Below are 22,354 nucleotides of genomic sequence, written 5' to 3'. Positions count from 1 at the left end.
GCTCACACTTAGATAGAAATGGAGAGATAAATTTGATTTACGATAGAATTTCTTTCTTTAAGGAAATGAACTTAACAAATGAGCAGATTAGTAAGTATAAGAATTTTAAATTTACGGAGGATAAAGTAACTCAATTAGAAGAACTGAATAAGGTATATAAGATTGAAAGACATTTTAACTTTTCTGATATAAAAAAAATTTGTAATTCAGAAATTTCCTTAGGAGATAATATTATGTTGTCTTTAATAATATATTTAATAGAGAAAGGAGACTATTCGTTTCTTGATTTATTTAATGAAAAGATATCCGAAGAATCTTTTGTAGATAATGAATTTAAAAGACAAATTTTTTTATCTATGGAGCAAGTTGAATCGCTGAATTTGACATTAGAAGATGTTTTAGAATATTGTCATACGATTTTTAAAAAGACTAATGATATTACTTTTTATCGAACACTCTCTCAATATGTAAGTGATGAATTATTAGAAGATATTAAAATTGAGTTTGTAACAAACCCTAATAGAGAACTGAACTATCTTATAATATTCAGTTTAGAAAAAAGAGATATGTTATACAAGTTTATTGAAGATTATCAAGTGAAGGGTTTTGAGGAGACTCTTTTTTTGATTCAATCGTGTTTTGAGATTTCTAAAACCGACAAAAAATTTGCTTATAGAATTGCTAGAGAGAAATTAATTACAAAAGTAGAATTAGATGTAATTGGCGAGGAAAACGCTTTATTAATTGGAAACTACTCACATCTTTTATTTATGTTATTACTTAATAATAACGATGAAGCTATAGTTGATGAAATAAGTAAAATAACTGAACAACTTGGAGAATCAAATATCGAAAGGATCATTTATCTTGTATACCAAGATAAAATAGCAATTAGTAAAGAGTGTGCTGAATGTTTATATTCACTTATTATTCAATTATCAGATGAAAAAATTGAACATTTAAAGTACCCGATAAGTCACATCTACTCTTTGCTAGAAGATTCTATTTTTGTGAAATTTTTTATACCAATATTATCAATTATTGGTATCGAAGAACATGATTCAATACTTTCTAGGATAGAAAATAATTCAGGGATTTTTTTGAAAAATTTATTGCAAATAGCACTTGATATGAACAAATATTTTAATGTAGCTATTAAAGTGATCAAGCATCTCTATAAAAAGAAAAAAATGTCTTTAGGAGATTTAAAAGAAGATTACTATTTGAGGTTATTAAGAATTTTTCATTGTTATGAGATAGATGCTGATTTCATTTGTGACATTTCTATAGATTTATTTCTGAATACAAGGAATGAAAATATTCAGAAAGAATTATATGATTATATTCTTACTTCAATATATGACAATTACTTCTATTTGTTGGAAAAAAAAGTAGAATATTTTGTTTTAGATGAGCCTAAACTAAAAAGAATTAATATAGAATTGATGCAAAGACGGGAATTACACGAAAAAAGTGTAGAGAATTTTGATTTCAAACCATCTGAAAAAAATATGAATATTTATTATGAAAAGGTAGCCGAAAGAACTAGAAAAATAAATGAAGATGCTGAAAAATTATCTGTTTTAGATGAGCTTTTTTCTAAGCAAACGATCTTGTACGGAAATAAAGTTCAGTATAAACATATAGATGATGACGGTAATTTACACATGCAAGTGAGTGAAATGAAGAAAATGAGTCATAGTATGCCTATACCAGTGAGATTTCTAAATGATCCATTATTTCATAAAACTGAGACTGCGATAATCTTGGAGGACAAATTACATGATTGAATTGATACTAGAAGATTATTTAGCTTCTTTAAAGGAAAAAGATGAATTGGATATTTTATTGTCTGATTTGTTAAAATTAGATGGGTATACTGTAAAAAATCTGCCCAAGACAGGGGAAAGACAATATGGTGTCGATTTACTCGCAGAAAAAGGTGAGGAAATCTATTTATATGTTATAAAACAAGGAGATTTAACTAGACAGACATGGGACGGAGATAAGAATTCTGTCCGACAAAGTTTCTCGGAAATTGTTGATGTTTATTTAAACACAATGTTGGATTCAATTTATCAAAACAGACAAAAAAACATTGTATTTGTAACAAATGGAATAATACAGGATGCTGTTAGACCTAACTGGGAGGGGTATAAAAAAAGTAATAGTACAGAGGATATTAATATTTCTTCAATCTTGCTGCCGGATTTAGTAAACTTAGTTCTTCAAGAAGGTTTTAATGAAACGTTATTTAGTAAAAGTAAACGTTCTGAGCTAAGAAAATGCCTTTACTACTTAGATGAATCAGATTATAAATTAGATTTTTTTGAATCTATCGTAAGTAAATATTTTAAAGAACTTGAAGAAGTAACAACTGAGAAAAAGAAGAATAAAATATTTACATCATTACAAATGGTATTGAGTTTGGTAACCCACACTGCAAATGAAAAGAAGCGATATCGGATCAGTATACAGTTTACAGAATATGTACTAATATCTATGTGGTCCTATATTCAAAAAAATAATCTCTTTGAAAAGACGAATGAAATCTTATGGTTGAATAAATTCATCAAGTTGTATATAAATTCAAACGAAAAATTCATGGATAATCTGAGCGGATTTTCAACAATTAGAAATGGCTTACCCTCCTATAATCCCGTTGAATATAGAATATTATGTTTTGAGATATTGGGCTATCTCTCTGTGTATGCAGCATTTTTATCAACTGAGAATAGTTCAAAAAATTTTGATTTAAAATATTCTGTTGAAGATACTATAAATTTGTTAGTTGATTTAATGAATAATAATTATGGTTTCTATTATCCAGTGTATGATAATGATGGGATAGAGATATCTATTCTGTTTTATGTAATGCTATTGAAAAGAAATCTTGCTGATATTGAGATCTTAGTGAAAAACTATACTAGCCATATTTTTTCTAATATCAGAAATGGAAAATATCCTATTTTGGAAAGACAATATAGTTTAGCCATGGAAATTGAGTTTCAAGAGATTGATTATGTAAACCGATATTCTGCTTCATTTCTCTGGGGTATTCTTTTTGAGTGGGCGTTGTTAACAGAACAAGAAGACTTGGCTAATCAAATATTAGAATTTGATTTTCTTAGTGAAGCAACAATTCAAAATTGGAATTGTTCAAGCGAAGAAGAGTTTAATTTATATATTAAAAATGAAATTCATATGCAAGGATACACTGATATACTGAATGAACTTGAATCAAAAGAAACAAAGAAAATGATTTTAGATACATCAAAAATTGATGATTTTAATCATTTTAGTTTTATTGAGTACTCATTTCCTACAATAGGTTTGATGATTAGTAGAAAGTATAGAATACCTGTTATTCCAAGTTATTGGAGAAAAGAATTTATAAATAGAGGGTGAGAAAAGTGTATGACAAAAGAATATAGTAATTTTTTAGATGAAATAAATGGTAAGAATATCAATTTTTTAATTGGATCAGGTGCATCAGCGGGGATAATTCCTACTTTATGGATAGATGCATTTTCAAAATCATTTGAAGAATTATTGACCTCAAAAGAATATAGTGAGAATCAGAAGATAGTTCTTTATTATTTATGGTTTAACCTTTGGGTGAAAAAGACACAAATTTTAGAGATAGAGGATCAATCAAAAGAAATTGTTGAAAACTATGAGAGATTTATCTCTAACCTTATTACTTTATCTAATCATGAAGGGTTTGATAAACCCAAAAGGGTTAATATTTTTACGACAAACTATGATACTCTCTTTGAATTATCTTTTGATAAATTAGCGTCACAAAATAGACTTACATTTTTCAATGATGGAAGTAGAGGTTTTTTAAAAAAATATGTTTCCTCAGAAAATTTTTATATTACAGCTGCACATTCTGGTATTAGTGATGGGTTTCAAAGAAGTATTCCAACTATCAATTTGATTAAATTGCATGGATCGGTAACGTGGAAAAAAGATAATGAAAAAATTGAGATGAGTTTAGAGAATAAAATTTTTGAAGACCTTGTGAAAGAAGCAGAAAAAGTTAATGAACTGATTTTGGATAGTAAAGAGGATATTGATCCTATTGGGGATAATTCTGATTTAAATAAAGCAATTGATTTTTTTTGCATTGAAAGTATTGAGCAGTCAATTTTTGATAATACTCTTACAGAAGATGTATTAAAAGAGCATATTAATCAGATTTATTCTATTGCAGATGATAAATTAAAATATTTTAAAGAAAGATATGATTTATTACCAATAGTAAGTCCAACTAAACAAAAGTTTTCTGAGACTGTTTTTGAACAACACTATTACCAAATGTTAAGAATGCTAAGTTTCGAATTAGAAAAGAAAGATAGTGTTTTGGTTGTATTCGGCTTCTCTTTTGCAGATGAACATATCTTGGAGATAGTCAGAAGATCAATGGTGAATCCATTCTTAAAAATATATGTCATTGCATACAATAAAAAATCTAAGGAAACGATAGAAAAAGCTTTAGGAAAAGGGGTTCAAATTGAATTTATACCTAACTTTGATGAAAAAGTAGATGGTAGTCTTATTAATGGTAATTTTACCTTTCTAAATAACCTATTAGGGGGCAAAGAATGAATGGGCGAGTCAACTAACACCTCTTCTTTAGATTTTATTGTTGGAGCAGTTCGTGAGATTAAAGGAACTGCTGTATTAATACGATTATTTGAAAATACAAGTCAATTAGTACATTTTTTTAAAGGAGAAAAATATTCAGGAGTAATCATTGGCTCTTATGTGGGGATTATTCGTGGACAATATACAATTGTGGGAAAAGTGGAAAAAGAGTATGCATATGATCAGTTAAGAGATTCTTCAATACAGGAGTTCAGAAAAGACAGATTTGTAAGGGAAATTGAAGTCAAAATCATTGGTAGTTTTAAAAGAAATGATTACAAATCAGGTATGGTGGCTTTTCCACAAATTTTTAACGATGTAGTTTTATTATCTGAAAGACAGAAAGAAGCAATATTATTAGGCAGTGAAGGTAATGAAGGTTTTGAGAGTAAAAAAATTCCACCAGTAACAATTGGTAAAGTATGGCCAGACGGAATTAATTTCAATTTAAAATGGTATAAATTATTTAATAGTCATATTGCTATTTTTGGAAATACTGGAAGTGGAAAATCTAATACTTTAGCAAAATTGTATCATGAATTGTTTGAGTTGAGTTTTAGATATAACGTTCTTGATTTCGGAGAATCTAAGTTTGTGTTGCTAGACTTTAATGGTGAGTATGTAGGAGAACAGTCAGTTACAGAAAATAAAAAGATATATAATTTGAGTACCAATAGAAAACAAGAGACAAAAGTAGACCAACAAGATACACGTCTTAATATACCTGAGACAAGATTTTGGGACAAAGACATGCTTTCTGTTCTTTTTGGTGCAACTGAGCAGACCCAACAGCCTTTTTTAAGTAGAGTTCTAAATTACTATTTTAAAGATGAAGGAGTTTTTAAAGATAATTTGCCTAGATATATCGCTGAAGCTTTTTCTAATGTTTATATTGTTTCGAATCATAATAGTTTAGACCTATTTAAACAAGTGTTAAAACTGTTGGATTTAAAAAATGAAGATGTTTCAGAGTGGATTGGAAATTCACTGTACAATAATACAAGAGAGTGTTTTTATTCTAAAGTTTTTTTAGAAGGATGGAATGAATCTAATAATGGTAGTTACTATTGGAATCCTGATGAAGATTTATTGAAAGAAGAGAAAAGAAAAGTTTCGTTAAAATTGAATACAAAGGATTTTGATCTCGATAATCCAATGAAAAACTTACAAATTGCTTCTTATTTGAAAATGATATATGAATTAAGGCAACACACAGTTCAGTATGATCATATTGCACCTTTACTCCATAGAATTGAATCTCGTGTAAATGATTTTTCAAAAGTATTTAAAATAGCATCTGGCGATGAAGAAATTTTTGATAGTACAGTCAATGTAGTATCTTTCAAAAACGTTAATCAAGATATGAAAATGATGATTCCAATGGTTATAGCAAAGCTAACATATGAAATGAATAGGGAACAAAATAGCGGTCGAAATAGAATTTTTAATTTAATTATCGACGAAGCACATAATATTTTATCAGACTCATCAAGTAGAGAGTCTGAGAAATGGAAAGATTATAGATTAGAGGTTTTTGAAGAGATAATCAAAGAAGGAAGAAAGTTTGGATATTATTTGACAATATCTAGTCAAAGACCAGCTGATATCTCTGCTACAATAGTTTCTCAAATTCATAATTATTTTATCCATCGATTAGTTAACGACAATGATTTGCGTTTACTGGATAAAACAATGTCTTCATTAGATAGTGTTTCCAAAGAGAGTATTCCTAATTTAGCGCCAGGACAAGTTATATTGACTGGTGTATTATTTGAGCTTCCAATAATTATACAAGTTGATCAGCTAAATAGTGCATTAGCGCCAAATAGTGAAAATATCCCATTATTAGATATTTGGAAATTGAAAGGAAATAGTAAGGGATAAAATTCAATGAAATTTAGTGAATCTACTCTGTTCGTGAGCTTAAAGGCTCTTTTCAATTTTTGGGTAGTGTTTTTCTTCCAACAAGTATGTAAGGAAAGAACGTAAAGATGAGTACTAGCAAAAGTTGCCCTCTATCTCGTACAAGTTGATCCCTGTAAAACAAATTATCTATCTTTTGAGGCGTTAATAGGCTACTACTTATGGGTACTGAATCCTTTAATATAGACAATTTGATTTTTTGGATTATTCTTGATATGATGATGGTGCGAAGTGATATTAATTTTTACCAATGGAACACAAAAACCACTCTACGGCGAATAGAGTGGTTTTCTTTTACAATCGTTGCGACTTCGAATGTGTGGGTTAGAAGCAACTTGCTATTAGTCATTGTCTTTCTCATCTAACCAGTGAGAAATTAGTTGAATAACTAAACCTACAAAGATAGGTGCAATAACTAGCGATATTAATTTTTCCAATGGAATCACCCCCTTGGGGGCAAGTTGCCAAAGTGAGTATAGCATATTGTGCATTAGGAAGTGAACTTAAATTTTATGGGTGAGAAATTGTTATAAAATAGTCTTTTTGATTCACGTATATTTTTTAGGTACGTCTTTAGGTACGAAGGCTTTAAAATGTGGTGAAATCCATTAAAACCGTACTTGTTGAAGAGTTGCTCAATCTATTGCTATCCATTCCCTTCAAAATCTCTGCCACAGAACTAGCTCTTAAGAAAGCTCGTAAAGCTTCATAGTTTTCAAAATGTTAAGAATACTATTATATCAATGTTTTAGACACTTTTTATTTTTGGAGAGTGTCTTTTTTTTGTACTTTTGGGTATGGAAATGGGTACTAGCTTTTTAAGCATGCTATTCATTTAGCATTTTTTACTTCTGCTAATCGTTGTTCAAATTTTTCATAAGTGGATAGATCGATAATTTAGTAGTTATCTTAGGAATGTTTGGGGTATATAAATAATGATATTGGATATTTCTTGACTTTTCTTGCCTAAAAAATGTTGTTTTTTTTACAGTGTAGAGAAAATATAATAAATGAAATACTTTCTCCGCCAAATAGTATAAAATGGCGGAGAAAAGAGGTGGATGGCGGTGAAAGAATTTAATTATTCTACACACCTTTTGTTCGTTATCTTGTCGGAATCATTTTGCGAGCTTACGGAAACTTCTCAGATAGATTGGGCGAGTTACGATAATCACACTGGGCGAAGCTATGCTGAGCGCAGTTACCTTGAGCATGTCTTTCAAGGCACTTTCCAAATTTTGGAGAGTGTCTTTTTTCATTTTAAATCATAAAAAAGTTGTCGTGAGTCTCACCAACATCAAAAAGTATAGGGTCATAATAATCTCTTCCACTTTAATGTGGAACAGATTACGTATTTATCTTTAGGGAGAAAAACTCTATGATATAAACAAGGAAAACGTTTTCTGAGGTGATGATGGATGTTATCAAAGCGCGAGAGTCAGTTAATTGAATTACTTTTAGAGGAGGAGAATTTTCAACCAGCAAGTTTCTTTAGTGAAAAACTCAATGTTTCGAATAAAACAATTTATCAAGATATTCAGAAGCTGGGACAGTTCTTGAATCGTTTTGAGTTAAAAATTGAAAAAAAACCTCGCATTGGGATTTACCTAATTGGAACATCAACTAAAAAAAATGATGCCAAAATATTTATCACTAGTAAAGAAGCTATGTCAACAGAGGTAAAGTATAGTTCAAATTATCGGAGAGTGTACTTATTCGCCAATCTAATTTTTAAAACGGATAAAAAAAGATATGAGTATTTTGAAAAAAAGTTTTTTGTCAGTATTGCAACTTTGCGTAAGGATTATGAGGAAATCATCAAATATTGTCGGTTAGCTGGGATTAGGATTACTTCAAATCATGTAATAGACACACAAAAAACACCTGAAGAGTTGATCCAGCGGACATTTGTCAATTATTTTGAAAAAAACATCGGTGTAGGGAATGAAAAATGTCAATATCACTTTGTTTTTGATCAAGCGATGGTTCAGTTTGTGGATGATTTTGTAAAGAATTTTTACCAACAGTCTAAACAGCAACCAACAAATTATATTGTCCATTCACTCAAACTTTCGTTGTTAACTTTGATTGGTCGAGTAAAGCATGGCTACCATTCACAAACAAATAAAAATCCTTTGTTTGTCGAAATAAAGAAAATGGAATTATATATGGTGGCACTAGATTTTTCAAATGGGGTCAAAGATGAATTGAATTGTTCCTTTACGATAAATGATCTTTACTTTATTTGTTCGTTGTTTATGGGACATGGAGTGAGACCGTTTGTGAATCTGGCAACCCATAGTCAACAAATCATGGAGACCACCAAACAATTTATTCAAGATATGTCGACACTGGTTGAGAAGGATTTGGAGCAAGATAGTCAGCTGCTTCAATCTCTATTTGCCCATATTGAGCCAATGGTTTATCGGTTGCAAATGGGGATTACCATTAAAAATCCTTTAAAAGAGGATATCATTCGGCAATACAGCACAATGTATACGCTAACAACTTACTGTATTCCAAAATTGGAAAAAGCAATGGGGATCAGAGTAACGGATGATGAAATTACTTTTTTGACTATTCATTTTCAGTTAGCTTTTGAAAAAATTGTGAATACGAAGCATGTTTTTCTTATTTGTCCAACGGGGTTGGGAACTTCGCAATTATTATTTCAACGTATTCGTCATAGTTCTCCTAGCACCGTAGTCTATGAAGTGATTGATGTTCAAAAGTTGCAGGATTACAACTTAGATAGTGTCGATTTGATTATTTCAACAGTCAAATTAGAAAATGAGTATCAAACGCCGATTATTTATGTTCGACCATTACCAACGAAAGAAGAAATTGCATTGATTAATCGTCATCTTCTTACCTTGAATCAACAAGACAATACATTTTTACCATCTATTGCACCGGATAAAACGATTTTAAAGAAATATTTGAAGGATGGTTGGATGTTCTTGAATCAAGATTTTGATAGTAGAGAATCTGTACTTTCTTTCATCACTGAGAAATATAAAGAAGAACAATTAGTAAAGGATAATTTTCTTGAGGTTGTACTTCAAAGAGAAAAACTAGGAGCTACCGGACTTTCATCAGGCGTAGCCATCCCACATGCAAATCCTAAATATGTAGTCAAAACAAAAATTTCTATTATCACCCTAAAAAACAAAATTACTTGGGGAGATGTGGATATAAGGGTTGTTTTATTCTTAGCGATTGCAGAAGAAGATATGATTCAAGTGAAAAATATGATTGCACTACTTTATGATGTCTTTGTCTCACCTGAGAGAATAAAAAGTATTGCAAGTAAAGAAACAAGGAATGAGATTATTAACGAAATTATAGGAAAGAGGAAGTAAGATGACGAGTTATTTTGGAAAGAAAATTGCATTATTTCAATCTGAGGTAAAGAGTCAGAAGGAAGCTTTATCAATTATTGCAACTTGTCTATATCAAACAGGTTTAGTGAAGGATTCGTTTGCAGAGAATGTACTGAAAAGAGAAGAAGTGTTTCCTACTGGCTTATTAATCAATGATGTTGGGATTGCTATACCACATACGGATGCAGAACACGTGAATGATTCTCAAATTGCATTTATGTCATTGAAAACACCAGTAACTTTTTATGAAATGGGAACTGCAGATAAGGAAATTTCAGTCAGCTTGATCTTCATGTTAGCGTTGAAAGAACCACATGCACAGTTAGAAATGTTACAGAAGTTAATTACGATGTTTCAAAAAAAAGAGGTGGTTCAAAAGCTTCGAGCTGTAAATAATACTGAGGAGTATTATCAAATTATTGAAAAAGAAGGATTCGTTTAATAACCATTTTGAGGGGGAGCATTATGTTAGATTTATTACAAAAATTTGTTGATCTCGGATCAATCGTTGTATTGCCAATCTTAATTTTTGTTTTTGGTTTGATTTTAGGAACAAAACCGAGTAAGGCTTTTATTTCAGCATTAACGGTTGGTGTTGGATTTGTCGGGTTGAATTTAGTTATCGATTTATTGACCAATAGCTTAGGACCAGCAGCACAAGCGATGGTTGAACGTTTTGGACTAAACTTAACAACCATTGATGTTGGTTGGCCGGCAGCAGCTGCGATTTCTTATGGAACCGTTTTAGGTAGTTTGGCGATTCCAGTAGCTATCGTAGTCAATGTGTTATTAATTATTGTTGGCTTAACAAAAACACTGAATGTTGATATTTGGAATATCTGGCATGCAGCATTTGTTGCTTCACTTGTCTATGCGGTAACGAATGACTTTGCAATGGGCATGTTGGCAACGGTTATTTATACAATGATGATTTTATTGTTTGGCGATATTTTAGGACCAATCATCAATAAATTCTATGGATTTCCAAATATTACCTTCCCACACGGAACAGCAGCACCTGGGTTTGTTTTTGCCTTACCTTTAAATTGGTTATTCGATAGGATTCCAGGATTGAAAGATTGGCATGCAGATCCAGAAACGATTCAAAAACGGTTTGGCATCTTTGGTGATTCAACAGTCATGGGCTTTTTAATTGGTTTGGTTATGGGGATTTTAGCTGGATATGATGTTGCGGGAATCGGTCAATTAGCGGTGAAAACTGGTGCTGTAATGGTCTTAATGCCTAAAATGGTGGCACTTTTAATGGAAGGCTTAACACCTATTTCAGAATCAGCAAATTCATTTGTTCAAAAACGTTTCCCAGGAAGAGAATTATATATCGGGATGGATGCCGCATTGTCAGTAGGACACCCAGCTGTATTGTCTTCTTCGTTAATCTTAGTCCCAATCACGATTTTATTAGCAGTGATTTTACCAGGTAACACAACCTTGCCTTTCGGTGATTTGGCAACTATTCCATTCTTAGTTTGTTTGATGGCAGCTGTCTTTGGTGGAAACATTATTCGAACAATCTTAGGTGGGACGATCTACATGGTCACCATTTTATACATCACTTCATGGGTGGCACCATTTTTAACAAAAGCAGCACAAGCGGCAAACTTTGATTTACAAGGACATTCATCAGTAACTGCGATGGCAGAAGGTGGACTGTGGACAACACTTCTATACGTGGGTGGTGCAAAACTATTTGGTTACTTTGCCCTAGTCGGAATTGGTCTGATTATTACAGGTTTACTATTCTACGTGAATCGCATTTTACCTAAAAGAGCAGCTAAACAAACTGAAGCTTAATACAAAATAGGAGAGATGACAGATGAAAAAATTATTAATTATGTGCGGAACAGGTGTGGCTACTTCAACAGTGGTAACAGGAAAAGTAAAAGAATGGTTGAAATCAAAAGGATTCGAAAATGAAGTGAAACTATATCAATCAAAAGTTGCGGATGAAATTGGCAAAATTGATGACTACGATATTGTGGTCAGTACGACCGTGGTTCCTGACAACATTAAAGATAAAGTAATTATGGGGCTTCCTTTATTAACCGGAATTGGCATTGATGGGTTGTTTGACGAAATTGAAGCGAAGATTAAAGCCTAAAAAATACTTGAAAAGAAGGTAATCAAATGTTAGTTACAACGAAAGAGATGTTTGAAAAAGCGCAAAAAGAAAACTATGCGATTCCGGCAGCAAACTTTTTTGATTTAGATTCTGCAAGAACCTTTGTAGAGGTTGCAGAAAAAATGCAAAAGCCATTAATTTTAGCCTTTGCACAAGCGCATATTGAAGAATGTCCTCTTGAAGAGGCAGCGTTAATTGCAACATATTTAGCCAAAAAAGCAAGTGTACCAGTAGCACTTCATTTGGATCATGGACAAGATGAGGAAATCATCAAGCAAGCAATCGAGCTTGGGTTCACTTCTGTGATGATAGATGCTTCGCAGGATGAGATTGAAACAAATATTCGTCGTTCAAAAGCAATTACGGAATATGCTCATGAAAGAGGCGTTGTGGTAGAGGCTGAGATTGGACACGTGGGAACGGGAAATAGTTATGAATTTAAGGAAACCACGGACACCATTTATACCGAAGTGGAGGAAGCAGCACGTTTTGCGAAAGAAACCGGCGTCGATTCATTGGCAGTTTCGATAGGTACAGCTCATGGGCAATACAAAGGAACACCGAAAATCAGCTTTGAGCGGTTGGAAGAAATTAAAAATGAAGTTTCAATTCCATTAGTGTTGCATGGGGGCTCATCATCTGGTGATGAAAATCTCCACAAATGTGCTGTTTCAGGGATCAATAAAATTAATATCTTTACTGATTTTATCACAGCAGCAATGGATGTAATTAACGAAGAAAAACCAGAGGATTATTTTACACTTAAACGATTAGCGAACCAAGCGATTGCGGATACGTTAGCGCATTATTACAAAGTATTTGCAACAAAATAGAGGAGGGTTCTCATGAGAACAGTAAGAAAACCATTTTTTGTGGTTAATCCTAAATCTTATTTGTATGGTGAACAGGCATTGGAACTAGCAAAAACAGCGGATCAATTAGCTGCAGCATACGATATTGATATCATTTTTACTTGTCAACATGTTGATGTTCGGCTAATTAAAGAACAGACAACGCAGTTGATTGTGAGTGTTCAACATATCGATGGGATAGTCCCTGGTAGAGGGATGGGACACGTTTTACCTGAAGGCGTTGTAGCGGCTGGAGCAGAAGCGACCTTCCTTAATCATGCAGAACGTCCTTTATCGGTTAGTGAGCTGTGTGATGCCGTCAAGCGAGCAAAGGAACTTGGTCTATTGACTATTGTCTGTGCGAATTCTTTAGAAGAGGCGAAGCTCGTAGCTTCATTGAAGCCGGATGTAATGGTTTGTGAGCCTACGGAATTAATAGGCACAGGTCAAGCAAGTGACATTTCTTATATGATTCAAACCAATGAAGCTGTACGTAAGATGGATCCTGAAATTTTTGTTCTGCAGGCAGCAGGGATTTCAACGGTAGCAGATGTTCGCAAAGCACTTGATTCGGGGGCTGATGCAACGGGTGGAACCAGCGGGATTGTTTGTGCCAAAGATCCTGTGGACACATTGAAAGCGATGATTGAAGAAGTAAGTAAATGGAAAAAGGAGCAATCGACAAAATGATAACTTATACTGAGCAACTTGTTTTGACTTCAAATGGACAGCGAGTGACGTATCATAATATTACCGAACAAGTAAAAGAAATTGTGGCAAAAAGTGGGATAAAAAATGGCATTTGTCTTGTTCAGTCGCCACATACTACTTGTTCAGTTATTTTTGAGGAATTCATGCACGATTTAGATTTTAATGGGGATGAATTTTTACAGGTTGATTTAAATCGGATTCTTGATCGGATCATTCCTCGAGAATTAACGGAAAATACCGATTATCGTTATCCTGGTCCGAAGCATCTTGATTTCTTGCTGTCCTTAGATGATCCAGACTATGCTGGTGATGCTGGAACGATTTTAAATGGAGATGCACATATCCGAGCATCATTCTTCGGAGCAAGTGAAAATTTCATTGTCAAAGAGGAAACACTAATGACAGGAGCTGTCGGCTCCATTTATTTCATTGATTTTGATCAAAATCGTGTTAGAAATCGGAAATGCCATATTTTAGTAATGGGCGAATAGAAAAGTAATAAGAAACAAACATTTGGGAAACTAATTGAATGATCACACCTATAAAAATTAATACGAAAGATAATAGTTAGTTCATTCCGTTTTTTTGGTTAAACTACTAAAATTCATCATAGAGAAAACTATAGGGAAACAAAAACTATTTAGTTTAGAAAAAGTATAGCCAGTTATCTGATCGGTAAATAAGATCATTGGGAAGACCTTGCTTAAGGCGTTCTTCTCAGTGATCTTAATTTGTTGTTATTTAAATCCATCCTTGCTTTATTGCAAAATTTATCGCTTCAATTCGTGAACGTGATGCTGTTTTGCTTAGAATAGCAGAGATGTAATTACGTACAGTTCCCTCACTCAAAAATAGAGTTTGGGCAATTTGTTGGGTGCTGATGCCGGTTTTTAACAACGTTAAAATTTCAAGCTCTCTTGGGGTTAAAGGGTTTTTTTGAGTAATGAATGATTGAATAACCAATTCAGGTGAAAAAATCGTATCACCCGCCATGATTGAGCGGATCGAACGAATAAGTTCTTCACTGGGACTATCTTTTAGCATATAACCGTTGACATTGTTCTGTAAAGCTTGCTGAAAATAGTGTTCTTGCGCAAAGGTAGTCAGAACCATAATTCTCACATCCTGTTTTAATAAACGAAGCTGCTTAGCAATTTCCAAGCCAGTCAACTTAGGCATTTCAATGTCTAATAAAACGATATTTGGTTTCAATTTGATGATGTCAGATAATGCCGTATCACCATCTGTTGCAGAACCAATAACTTCAAAATCTGTTTCAAGATTCAAAATCATCGTTAATGCAGTGTTCAATAATTGTTGATCCTCTGCCAAATACAATTTAATCATGCTCATTCTCCTTAGGCAACGAGATGACAATCTTTACTCCTTGTGTTCCAGTGATCGTCAACTGTCCTTTTTCAGTTTGAATCCGTTCTTTCATTCCGCTGATTCCATAGCCGGTTGATTTTAGTTGAGTGAATCCTTGTCCATTATCTTGAATGGTAATAAAATAGGTGTCTATATTCTCGGTAAAATCAATCATCGCAATACTAGCTTTGCTGTGACGAATCATATTTGTGATGGCTTCTTTAATAACTGCGGATACTGTATGTTGAATGTTCGTCGGCCATTTTTCGGCTAGTTCCTCTCCTACAGAATGAAGCTGAATATTGGTAAGGACTAAATTTTTTTCTTCTTCTAGCATCGTTTGGGCAATTGTTCGCTCTTGTAAATTTGAAACGATCCCACGAACTAATGATAAGTTTTTTCGGGAAGTCTCAGCAATATCATGTAATTCATTGGTTGCTTGGCGTGAATCAATTGCTATTAATTTCTCCGCTAATTCAGCCTTTAATGAAATGATGGAAAACGCTTGGCCTAAATGATCATGGAGATCACGAGCAATACGATCTCGTTCATTTTGGCGCACAACTGCTTCTAAACGTTTATTTTGTTGGTTGAGGCGATAGATCCGCCGATAAGATTCCCCTACCGACTTAGCTGCTAGTGGTGTAATAATAGCAGCTATGATAGTGATACCTACATTAATGTAACTGGATGAATGGGTGAAACGAGTGGTCCACAACATAGCGCCAAGACTAATCATGACGCTTACATAATAACCAGTCAAATAATGATAGAATAAACGTTTGGTTACTGGCAGGGAGCCAATCTCCCAGGCAACGAAAATAAAGAGATATCCATTTTTTTGAAAGATACCAAATAAGCAGGCAATCAATAATTGAAGGAAAACGTCCCATGTTAAAAATTTATGAACTTCATAGCCATCTCGGTAAGCTTTTAAAAAAATAACTAAAAGTAATATAAATAACCAGTCAAACCAAGAATTAAGGGGGAACAATGAATAGATCGTCGGTATTAAAAATACTAACCAGAAATAAGGTGCAATGCCGAATCGTTTTGGGAAAAATATGTGCTTTTCGAAAAAACTCATATGGTAGAAACCTCACTTTTACTTTGAAAAAAGACGACTACTTTGAACAGTACGAATAAAATAATCGTCCAAACTAAGAGTACCCCAAAACTAACAAAATTAAAACGTTGATAATTGATAAATCTTCTTAAAATTACAGCTGTTTGATAAGTTGGTAGCCAGTGTCCAACCTTTTGTACCCATGGGGGCATTATGCTAAGTGGCCACCATAGTCCGCTTAAAATTGCCATGGGAAAAACGATGAGATTACTAAGCAAATTTACTACGTTATCTGAACCTAATAGAGAGATGATCATTCCAATCAATATAAGTGGGAATGATAACAATGGAATGAGGAATAAAAGACCTATTAAATGAAACCAATTAATTGTTAGCTGATTTACTAAAAGTCCAGTCATTATTAGTGCCAAAACCGAAAGTATATTTAACGATAGAAAGACGATTAACATCGATAGATAATATTGTGATTTTGAACCTGGACGTAGTGCTACAAATAAATCGAACTTTCTAGTATGATCTTCTAACAGAGTATGTGCGACTGTCATAACAGAACTAATCAATGAGCTATACACAATCATACTAATCATATAAGCGATATTCCATGTTTTCGAAGCTACTGGTTGTGTTATTACCTGAGTAAATATAAGGTAAAAGCCTGTTGGCATGGCGATACTGAATAAGAGGAAGCGCAAGTTACGGAATACGATGCGTTTATAGTTGATTTGAACTTGAAACAAGAATTTTTTCATTTACTGCTACCTCCAATTACTTTTTGAAATAAAGAAGCCAACGAATTTTGCTGAATGGCTAATTCGTCTAATTGATTAAGATAAGGAATTAAAGCTTCCATCACTACGTTTGGCTCATCAGTTATTAATTGAATATGCTGATTAGTTTTGGAACATTCTTTAACAGCTGAAATGGATGTGAATGTTTCTTTTGGTAATGGAGTGGTAAATTGGATGGTTATATGACCACTTTTTTTCCGCAATGATTTCAAGGTACCATCGTATACTAACCTAGTATCTTTTAAAATAAGGATTCGATCTGCAATCTGATCTAGTTCCTCCAGATAATGGTTAGTGATAAAAAAAGTCTTTCCATTTTGCTTCAAACGGTCAATACTTTCCCAGAATGATTGTCGACTATTACTATCCATTCCAGCAGTCGGCTCATCTAAAAAAATTAGTTGAGGGTTTCCTGCCATAGTTGTTGCAAAAGTCAACCGACGTTTTTGTCCGCCAGACAATTGATCTAAGTAACACTTCTCCTTTTCTTTTAAGTTGGCTAAGCGAATCAAGGCTTCATAAGATAATGGGTTGTGATAGTAACTACGAGCAAGATTTAAACACTCTTTGACGGTGACTCGTTCGAGTGATAAGTTTTGTTGCAACATTACACCGACTTTGTCACGGACTTTCCTGATATCTTGGGTTCCCATCACATAAGTAGTTCCTGAATTTGGTTGAATCAATTGGTTAAGTAGATTGATCAGAGTGGATTTTCCTGCACCATTTTCTCCTAATAGTGCGACAGTCTCTCCGGGTGCAATCTGAAATGAGATATTATCTAAAACGGTTGTCCTGTTATACACCTTCGATAAGTTTTGTACATCGATTATTGGATTCATATTCTTTCCTCCTGCTGATGTTATCTTAGCTATTTTTTGAGTTGTAAAACAGTCATGGATGTCATCAGTTGGACATGACAATTGTCATGTCTAAAGAACACAGAAATGTAGACTGCTGACTGAATAGTCAAAAAGTTGTTATTATTAATTAAAGAAGTGGAGAAAAGCTAAACTACCTTGTTGATTGTTCATTATGGAAACTCTTTTCACTTATATCTACTATTAAATTTCGCTAATTTTGATGTGGGGGAGGACTTTTGTTACTTGGCAACCAACTGATTTTTTTTGGAAGTTTGTGATTCATGGGGCACGTAAATTACTTTTATCAGACGTTCTACGGTATAATAAATGACGAACATGTTTCATTCATTTTCCTCTTACAACCAATTGAAAGCGTTTGTATTTTTGATTCAAGAAAGATACTTAGATGCTTGGAGTATACTTTCGTTGATATCATTGATTGGAAAACGATACCTGATGCGCTTGTCACTAAAGTTTTTCCTGACAAGTGTGCATTTGGTGGTGTTCTAACTTCGTTTACTAAAGCAATTGAAATAAATTTGAGATGAAAAAGGAGCGGATAGGATGGCTTTTCCAGAGAATTTTTTATGGGGCGGTGCATTAGCAGCCCATCAATTTGAAGGTGGTGTAATTGGAATATCAAAAGGGCTTTCGGTGGCTGACGTGATGACGGCTGGCTCACATGGTGTACCTCGAGTGATCACGGATGGAGTTGTGGAAGGTAATTATTATCCCAACCATGTAGGGATTGATTTTTATCATCGCTATAAAGAAGATATTGCACTGTTTGCTGATCTTGGGTTCAAATGTTTTCGTACATCGATTGCTTGGTCACGTATTTTTCCAAATGGAGATGAGCTGGAACCTAATGAAGAAGGGCTTCAATTTTATGACGATGTCTTTGACGAGCTGTTGAAATATGGAATCGAACCGGTTATTACATTGTCCCATTTTGAAATGCCCTATCATATTGCCAAAGAATATGGTGGATTTATGAATCGTCAAACGATCGATTTCTTTCTTAAGTTTGCAGAAGTGGTATTTAAGCGCTATCAAAATAAGGTGAAATACTGGATGACATTCAACGAGATCAACAACCAAATGAACTATTCAAATGATATTTTTGGTTGGACCAACTCAGGTGTTCATTTTGGCGATTATGAAAATCCAGAGGAGGCGATGTACATTTGTGGCCATCATACGTTAGTTGCTTCTGCTAAGGCGGTTAAACTAGGAAAATCAATTAATCCAGATTTCGAGATTGGGAATATGATTGCGATGGTGCCTATTTATCCGTTTTCTTCTCGACCAGCGGATCAAATCTTAGCGCAACAGATGATGCATGATCGTTGGTTTTTCTGTGATGTACAAGTTCGTGGACACTATCCAAATTATGCCCTTAAAATGTTTGAGCGTAAAGGGTACCAGATCGATATAACAGAAGCAGATCGACAAGCACTCGCTGAAGGCACAGTGGATTATATCGGTTTTTCATACTACATGAGTAATACGGTCGATTCGCAAGTCCATCAAGATGTTTCAACGAATGTTAGTGGTGGAAGTACGTACTCCGTAACGAATCCATTTATTAAGGAATCTGACTGGGGGTGGGCGATCGATCCAGAAGGTCTCCGCTATTCATTGAATGCTTTTTATGAGCGTTATGAACTCCCATTATTTATTGTTGAAAATGGGTTTGGTGCCATTGATGTTCTGGAGGCGGATCACACGATTCATGATCCTTACCGTATCGAATATTTACGTAGTCATATCCAAGAGATGGAAAAGGCGATCAATGAAGATGGTGTCGTGCTTTTGGGTTACACGCCGTGGGGTTGTATTGATTGCGTGTCATTTACAACAGGGGAGATGAAAAAGCGTTACGGTTTTATCTATGTTGATCGGAACAATGATGGTTCTGGTACGCTAGAAAGGTATGAAAAAGACTCCTATGATTGGTATAAGCGGGTAACAACCTCTAATGGAACAGAGCTTTAGACGAGCAAACATGTAAATAGACCACAAAAAATCAGCTGGTTGTTTTCAAATCAGCTGATTTACTATTTATTTGTATTAAATTGAGAGAGAGTAAAAAGTTTATGAAAGTTGACCAACCTTATTTATAGAACCGTTTTTATTTTTTCCCATAAGTGATCCAGATCCATTGTTCCGTACTCTGCTTTAGAAATAGCTATCACTGGTATCTGAGGGAATTTCTTCTCAATTTCTTCTTTGGCATAGGCAAACGTTGGGGTTAGTAAAATAATATCTGCTTCCGAGGCGTGTTCGTCTATCTGACTTGCTTCATATATTTTAAGAGCCCAAGATTGATTTTTTTCTCTTAAAAACTTCGCTAATTTCATTTCTAAGAACTGGGTTTGCAAACTACCATTGGTAGAAATAAAATTAAAAGACAGATCAAAAATGACAATAGTTTTCATTTTTTGTTCCGCATGTTTTTGAGGATTGTTCATCGAAGTAGTAGCCATTTGTTTTCTTCCTTTCGTTTCACCTATTCGTTATCTCTAGTATACGACAATTATTTTGTAAGCGCTATTTTAAGTTGGTGGAAATAAGTGTGCTTTTTCTTTTAATTTCATTTCACATAGCTACATAGTGAATAAATTGAATAAATATGAATAAACAGCTATTTTATGTTGAACTTTCATTATTCAGCTCATAAAAGGGGTCAAACAATGCTATACTTTATCCAATGGAAAACAGAATAGGAGAAAAATGTATGGATCAAAAAACATTTATTGTGCTATTGATTTGTGGCGTGATCGTTTTGCTCATTGCTCTAGATTTCAATGCGCGTCGAAAATTAAAAGAAAGTGTCCATCAGAAGTGGGGAAGAGTGCCTTATCAACCTCGATTTGATAAAGAAAAAAGTTTAAAGGAAGCGTGGCTCACAGAAAAAGAATTTCGTTCATGGTCAAGTGAAGTGGATGACTTGACGTGGTACGATTTGGATATGTTTGAAGTTTTTGAAGGCATCAACCTGACATACTCTAGTATTGGTTCGGAAGCTTTATATCAACGGCTGAGGAGCTTTAACTTTGGGGAAGATCAACGATTAGAAAAGTTAATTGCTTTTTACCAAGAAAACCCTCAAACAAGAGAAAAAATCCAATATCAATTTGCACGACTAGGGAAAAAAGATGGTAATTTTACGAAGCAATATTTAGCGGATGGCCAAAGTAAACAGATCGGACATGTCGGCTTTTATACTTTTTTAGGTCTCTTACCGATCATTGGTTTAATTTTATTATTATTTGGACAAGTCTTAGGTATCTATCTAGCGATTGGTAGTTTAATTTTTAACACACTTCATTATCAAGTCAAGAAACAGACATTAGAAACTGAGATCAATAGTATGGGTTACCTAGTCTCAACGATCTCAACAGCGAATCAAGTAGCAAAGATTGCTACACCGGTTCAAGATGAATTACGGCAAAATGTTAAACCGTTAAAAGATATTCCTAAATTTGGTTTTTCTTTTCGAGTTAAGAGTGGGTCGGAAGCAGAAATTTTATTTGATTATGTCAATATGATGTTCATGTTGCCGTTTATTTCTTATCACTTTGTTATTAGCAGGTTAGAGAAAAAAACGAAAGAAGCAATGAAGGTTTGGGAATTATTGGGAGAAATGGAAGTAGCGGCTGCGGTTCTCAACTATCGTACTTACATGCCCATTACCTGTCAGCCAGAATTTACGGACAATGGCGTAGAGGCAGAAGATCTCTATCATCCTCTCTTGAAGGAAGCGGTAGTGAACCCAGTAGATTGGCACCAGAACATTTTAGTGACGGGCTCGAATGCTTCAGGTAAATCTACTTATGTGAAAAGTATTGCGATCAATTGTATCTTAGCACAGACGATCCAAACAGCCCTCGCAGAAAAATTCACCTTGCAGCATGGTCACGTACTGACTTCTATGGCGATCGAAGATGACTTGTTTGCAGGAGATAGTTACTTTGTTTCAGAAATCAAATCGATTAAAAGACTACTAGATCAAGTAGAAAAAGGGGAAAGATGTTATTGTTTTGTGGATGAGATTTTAAAGGGAACCAATACGATCGAACGGATTGCTTCTTCTGCAGCAGTAGTAAGATGGTTGTCAGACTATCCATCACTAGCTTTTGTGGCGACTCACGATATTGAATTGACTGAGATCTTGAAAAATGAATGTGAGAATGTCCATTTTGAGGAACAGGTCACAGCAGAAAAAGGAATCAGTTTTGATTTTAAATTAAAGCAAGGTCCAGCAAAAACCAGAAATGCGATTGCATTATTGAAAGTCTTAAATTATCCGGAAAAACTAGTTGCGGATGCAAAAGAAGCAGCAACATTTTTTGATCAACATCGAAAATGGGAGATTTTTGACTAAAACGTACGGACTTAATATGTCAGGCTTGAATGGTTTGTCGCAAACTCATTTATATTAAAAAAGGAAGAAAGCGTGCCTTTTCCTGATGGAGAAATCATGCTTTCTTCCTTTTTGGACATGGATAAAAGAATTCATTTATTTTAGTAGAACAACTGATCGAAAGAAGATGAAATGATTGATTTTATATTGGATGCTCG

General features: G+C 33.9%; 19 protein-coding genes. 13 read left to right on the top strand and 6 right to left on the bottom strand.

The features are described from left to right. Window positions 1-32 precede the first annotated feature (32 nt). Genes IGK21_RS12605 through IGK21_RS12590 form a run of 4 tightly spaced genes read left to right on the top strand, consistent with a single transcriptional unit; the run spans window position 33 to window position 6,537 of the window. On the top strand, window positions 33-1,790 hold the full coding sequence (locus IGK21_RS12605; protein WP_181918512.1) for a hypothetical protein: 1,758 nt from the start codon (window positions 33-35) through the stop codon (window positions 1,788-1,790). Beyond that, window positions 1,783-3,408, top strand: coding sequence for a hypothetical protein (locus IGK21_RS12600; protein WP_034700126.1), 1,626 nt, complete (start codon window positions 1,783-1,785; stop codon window positions 3,406-3,408). The genes IGK21_RS12605 and IGK21_RS12600 overlap by 8 nt, the downstream gene beginning before the upstream one ends. Window positions 3,409-3,417: 9 nt before the next feature. Then, the gene (locus IGK21_RS12595; RefSeq protein WP_034700123.1) at window positions 3,418-4,614 is read left to right on the top strand and encodes an SIR2 family protein; all 1,197 of its coding nucleotides are present in this window, start codon (window positions 3,418-3,420) and stop codon (window positions 4,612-4,614) included. Continuing rightward, window positions 4,615-6,537 carry an ATP-binding protein gene (locus IGK21_RS12590; RefSeq protein ID WP_034700121.1) on the top strand — a complete coding sequence of 641 codons (1,923 nt, stop codon included), beginning with the start codon at window positions 4,615-4,617 and terminating at the stop codon, window positions 6,535-6,537. A gap of 380 nt (window positions 6,538-6,917) precedes the next feature. On the opposite strand, the gene IGK21_RS12585 is transcribed toward IGK21_RS12590, so the two are convergent. Beyond that, complete coding sequence (locus IGK21_RS12585) at window positions 6,918-7,058, bottom strand: type I toxin-antitoxin system Fst family toxin (protein ID WP_115233184.1); 141 nt, start codon at window positions 7,056-7,058, stop codon at window positions 6,918-6,920. A 936-nt stretch (window positions 7,059-7,994) separates the two neighbouring features. Here IGK21_RS12585 and IGK21_RS12580 point away from each other — a divergent pair. From IGK21_RS12580 to IGK21_RS12550, 7 genes are read left to right on the top strand one after another with little or no spacing between them, the layout of a single operon-like run. After that, window positions 7,995-9,938, top strand: a complete 1,944-nt coding sequence (locus IGK21_RS12580) for a BglG family transcription antiterminator (protein WP_034700119.1) — start codon at window positions 7,995-7,997, stop codon at window positions 9,936-9,938. 1 nt (window position 9,939) lies between these two features. After that, complete coding sequence (locus IGK21_RS12575; RefSeq protein ID WP_010720675.1) at window positions 9,940-10,401, top strand: PTS sugar transporter subunit IIA; 462 nt, start codon at window positions 9,940-9,942, stop codon at window positions 10,399-10,401. Between the two features lie 23 nt (window positions 10,402-10,424). Further along, on the top strand, window positions 10,425-11,771 hold the full coding sequence (locus IGK21_RS12570; RefSeq protein ID WP_034700117.1) for a PTS galactitol transporter subunit IIC: 1,347 nt from the start codon (window positions 10,425-10,427) through the stop codon (window positions 11,769-11,771). A 22-nt stretch (window positions 11,772-11,793) separates the two neighbouring features. After that, window positions 11,794-12,078: a PTS sugar transporter subunit IIB gene (locus tag IGK21_RS12565; RefSeq protein ID WP_034700115.1), complete on the top strand. Its 285-nt coding sequence runs from the start codon at window positions 11,794-11,796 to the stop codon at window positions 12,076-12,078. A 26-nt stretch (window positions 12,079-12,104) separates the two neighbouring features. Continuing rightward, the gene (locus IGK21_RS12560) at window positions 12,105-12,932 is read left to right on the top strand and encodes a class II fructose-bisphosphate aldolase (RefSeq protein WP_094940711.1); all 828 of its coding nucleotides are present in this window, start codon (window positions 12,105-12,107) and stop codon (window positions 12,930-12,932) included. A 12-nt stretch (window positions 12,933-12,944) separates the two neighbouring features. Beyond that, window positions 12,945-13,640 carry a triose-phosphate isomerase gene (locus IGK21_RS12555; RefSeq protein WP_034700111.1) on the top strand — a complete coding sequence of 232 codons (696 nt, stop codon included), beginning with the start codon at window positions 12,945-12,947 and terminating at the stop codon, window positions 13,638-13,640. After that, complete coding sequence (locus IGK21_RS12550) at window positions 13,637-14,152, top strand: YjbQ family protein (protein WP_034700170.1); 516 nt, start codon at window positions 13,637-13,639, stop codon at window positions 14,150-14,152. Before IGK21_RS12555 ends, IGK21_RS12550 begins: the two co-directional genes overlap by 4 nt. A gap of 250 nt (window positions 14,153-14,402) precedes the next feature. On the opposite strand, the gene IGK21_RS12545 is transcribed toward IGK21_RS12550, so the two are convergent. From IGK21_RS12545 to IGK21_RS12530, 4 genes are read right to left on the bottom strand one after another with little or no spacing between them, the layout of a single operon-like run. Then, window positions 14,403-15,008 carry a response regulator transcription factor gene (locus tag IGK21_RS12545; protein WP_034700108.1) on the bottom strand — a complete coding sequence of 202 codons (606 nt, stop codon included), beginning with the start codon at window positions 15,006-15,008 and terminating at the stop codon, window positions 14,403-14,405. After that, complete coding sequence (locus tag IGK21_RS12540; protein ID WP_034700105.1) at window positions 15,001-16,116, bottom strand: sensor histidine kinase; 1,116 nt, start codon at window positions 16,114-16,116, stop codon at window positions 15,001-15,003. Before IGK21_RS12540 ends, IGK21_RS12545 begins: the two co-directional genes overlap by 8 nt. Continuing rightward, a complete protein-coding gene (locus IGK21_RS12535) occupies window positions 16,113-16,865 on the bottom strand; it encodes an ABC transporter permease (protein WP_034700102.1) in 753 nt (250 codons plus the stop codon). Before IGK21_RS12535 ends, IGK21_RS12540 begins: the two co-directional genes overlap by 4 nt. Beyond that, window positions 16,862-17,746 (bottom strand): ABC transporter ATP-binding protein, encoded by an 885-nt coding sequence (locus IGK21_RS12530; protein ID WP_034700100.1) that lies wholly within the window; start codon window positions 17,744-17,746, stop codon window positions 16,862-16,864. The genes IGK21_RS12535 and IGK21_RS12530 overlap by 4 nt, the downstream gene beginning before the upstream one ends. A gap of 585 nt (window positions 17,747-18,331) precedes the next feature. Between IGK21_RS12530 and IGK21_RS12525 the strand changes: the two genes are divergently transcribed. Beyond that, window positions 18,332-19,765 carry a 6-phospho-beta-glucosidase gene (locus IGK21_RS12525; RefSeq protein WP_034700094.1) on the top strand — a complete coding sequence of 478 codons (1,434 nt, stop codon included), beginning with the start codon at window positions 18,332-18,334 and terminating at the stop codon, window positions 19,763-19,765. 122 nt (window positions 19,766-19,887) lie between these two features. Here the strand turns inward: IGK21_RS12525 and IGK21_RS12520 are convergent, their stop codons facing one another. Beyond that, complete coding sequence (locus IGK21_RS12520) at window positions 19,888-20,256, bottom strand: hypothetical protein (RefSeq protein WP_010737245.1); 369 nt, start codon at window positions 20,254-20,256, stop codon at window positions 19,888-19,890. A gap of 251 nt (window positions 20,257-20,507) precedes the next feature. Between IGK21_RS12520 and IGK21_RS12515 the strand changes: the two genes are divergently transcribed. Then, window positions 20,508-22,157: a MutS-related protein gene (locus tag IGK21_RS12515; protein WP_181914727.1), complete on the top strand. Its 1,650-nt coding sequence runs from the start codon at window positions 20,508-20,510 to the stop codon at window positions 22,155-22,157. The last annotated feature ends 197 nt before the right edge of the window (window positions 22,158-22,354 follow it).

Source organism: Enterococcus sp. DIV1421a, from assembly GCF_051711025.1.
GTDB lineage: Bacteria > Bacillota > Bacilli > Lactobacillales > Enterococcaceae > Enterococcus_B > Enterococcus_B hirae.
This window is presented reverse-complemented; position numbering and strand designations above follow the sequence as displayed.

Excerpts from the sequence above, each read along its gene's own strand:
- IGK21_RS12600 (WP_034700126.1), top strand. The coding sequence starts at position 1,783 with ATGATTGAATTGATACTAGAAGATTATTTAGCTTCTTTAAAGGAAAAA.
- IGK21_RS12595 (WP_034700123.1), top strand. The coding sequence starts at position 3,418 with ATGACAAAAGAATATAGTAATTTTTTAGATGAAATAAATGGTAAGAAT.
- IGK21_RS12590 (WP_034700121.1), top strand. The coding sequence starts at position 4,615 with ATGGGCGAGTCAACTAACACCTCTTCTTTAGATTTTATTGTTGGAGCA.
- IGK21_RS12585 (WP_115233184.1), bottom strand. The coding sequence starts at position 7,058 with ATGCTATACTCACTTTGGCAACTTGCCCCCAAGGGGGTGATTCCATTG.
- IGK21_RS12580 (WP_034700119.1), top strand. The coding sequence starts at position 7,995 with ATGTTATCAAAGCGCGAGAGTCAGTTAATTGAATTACTTTTAGAGGAG.
- IGK21_RS12575 (WP_010720675.1), top strand. The coding sequence starts at position 9,940 with ATGACGAGTTATTTTGGAAAGAAAATTGCATTATTTCAATCTGAGGTA.
- IGK21_RS12570 (WP_034700117.1), top strand. The coding sequence starts at position 10,425 with ATGTTAGATTTATTACAAAAATTTGTTGATCTCGGATCAATCGTTGTA.
- IGK21_RS12565 (WP_034700115.1), top strand. The coding sequence starts at position 11,794 with ATGAAAAAATTATTAATTATGTGCGGAACAGGTGTGGCTACTTCAACA.
- IGK21_RS12560 (WP_094940711.1), top strand. The coding sequence starts at position 12,105 with ATGTTAGTTACAACGAAAGAGATGTTTGAAAAAGCGCAAAAAGAAAAC.
- IGK21_RS12555 (WP_034700111.1), top strand. The coding sequence starts at position 12,945 with ATGAGAACAGTAAGAAAACCATTTTTTGTGGTTAATCCTAAATCTTAT.
- IGK21_RS12550 (WP_034700170.1), top strand. The coding sequence starts at position 13,637 with ATGATAACTTATACTGAGCAACTTGTTTTGACTTCAAATGGACAGCGA.
- IGK21_RS12545 (WP_034700108.1), bottom strand. The coding sequence starts at position 15,008 with ATGATTAAATTGTATTTGGCAGAGGATCAACAATTATTGAACACTGCA.
- IGK21_RS12540 (WP_034700105.1), bottom strand. The coding sequence starts at position 16,116 with ATGAGTTTTTTCGAAAAGCACATATTTTTCCCAAAACGATTCGGCATT.
- IGK21_RS12535 (WP_034700102.1), bottom strand. The coding sequence starts at position 16,865 with ATGAAAAAATTCTTGTTTCAAGTTCAAATCAACTATAAACGCATCGTA.
- IGK21_RS12530 (WP_034700100.1), bottom strand. The coding sequence starts at position 17,746 with ATGAATCCAATAATCGATGTACAAAACTTATCGAAGGTGTATAACAGG.
- IGK21_RS12525 (WP_034700094.1), top strand. The coding sequence starts at position 18,332 with ATGGCTTTTCCAGAGAATTTTTTATGGGGCGGTGCATTAGCAGCCCAT.
- IGK21_RS12520 (WP_010737245.1), bottom strand. The coding sequence starts at position 20,256 with ATGGCTACTACTTCGATGAACAATCCTCAAAAACATGCGGAACAAAAA.
- IGK21_RS12515 (WP_181914727.1), top strand. The coding sequence starts at position 20,508 with ATGGATCAAAAAACATTTATTGTGCTATTGATTTGTGGCGTGATCGTT.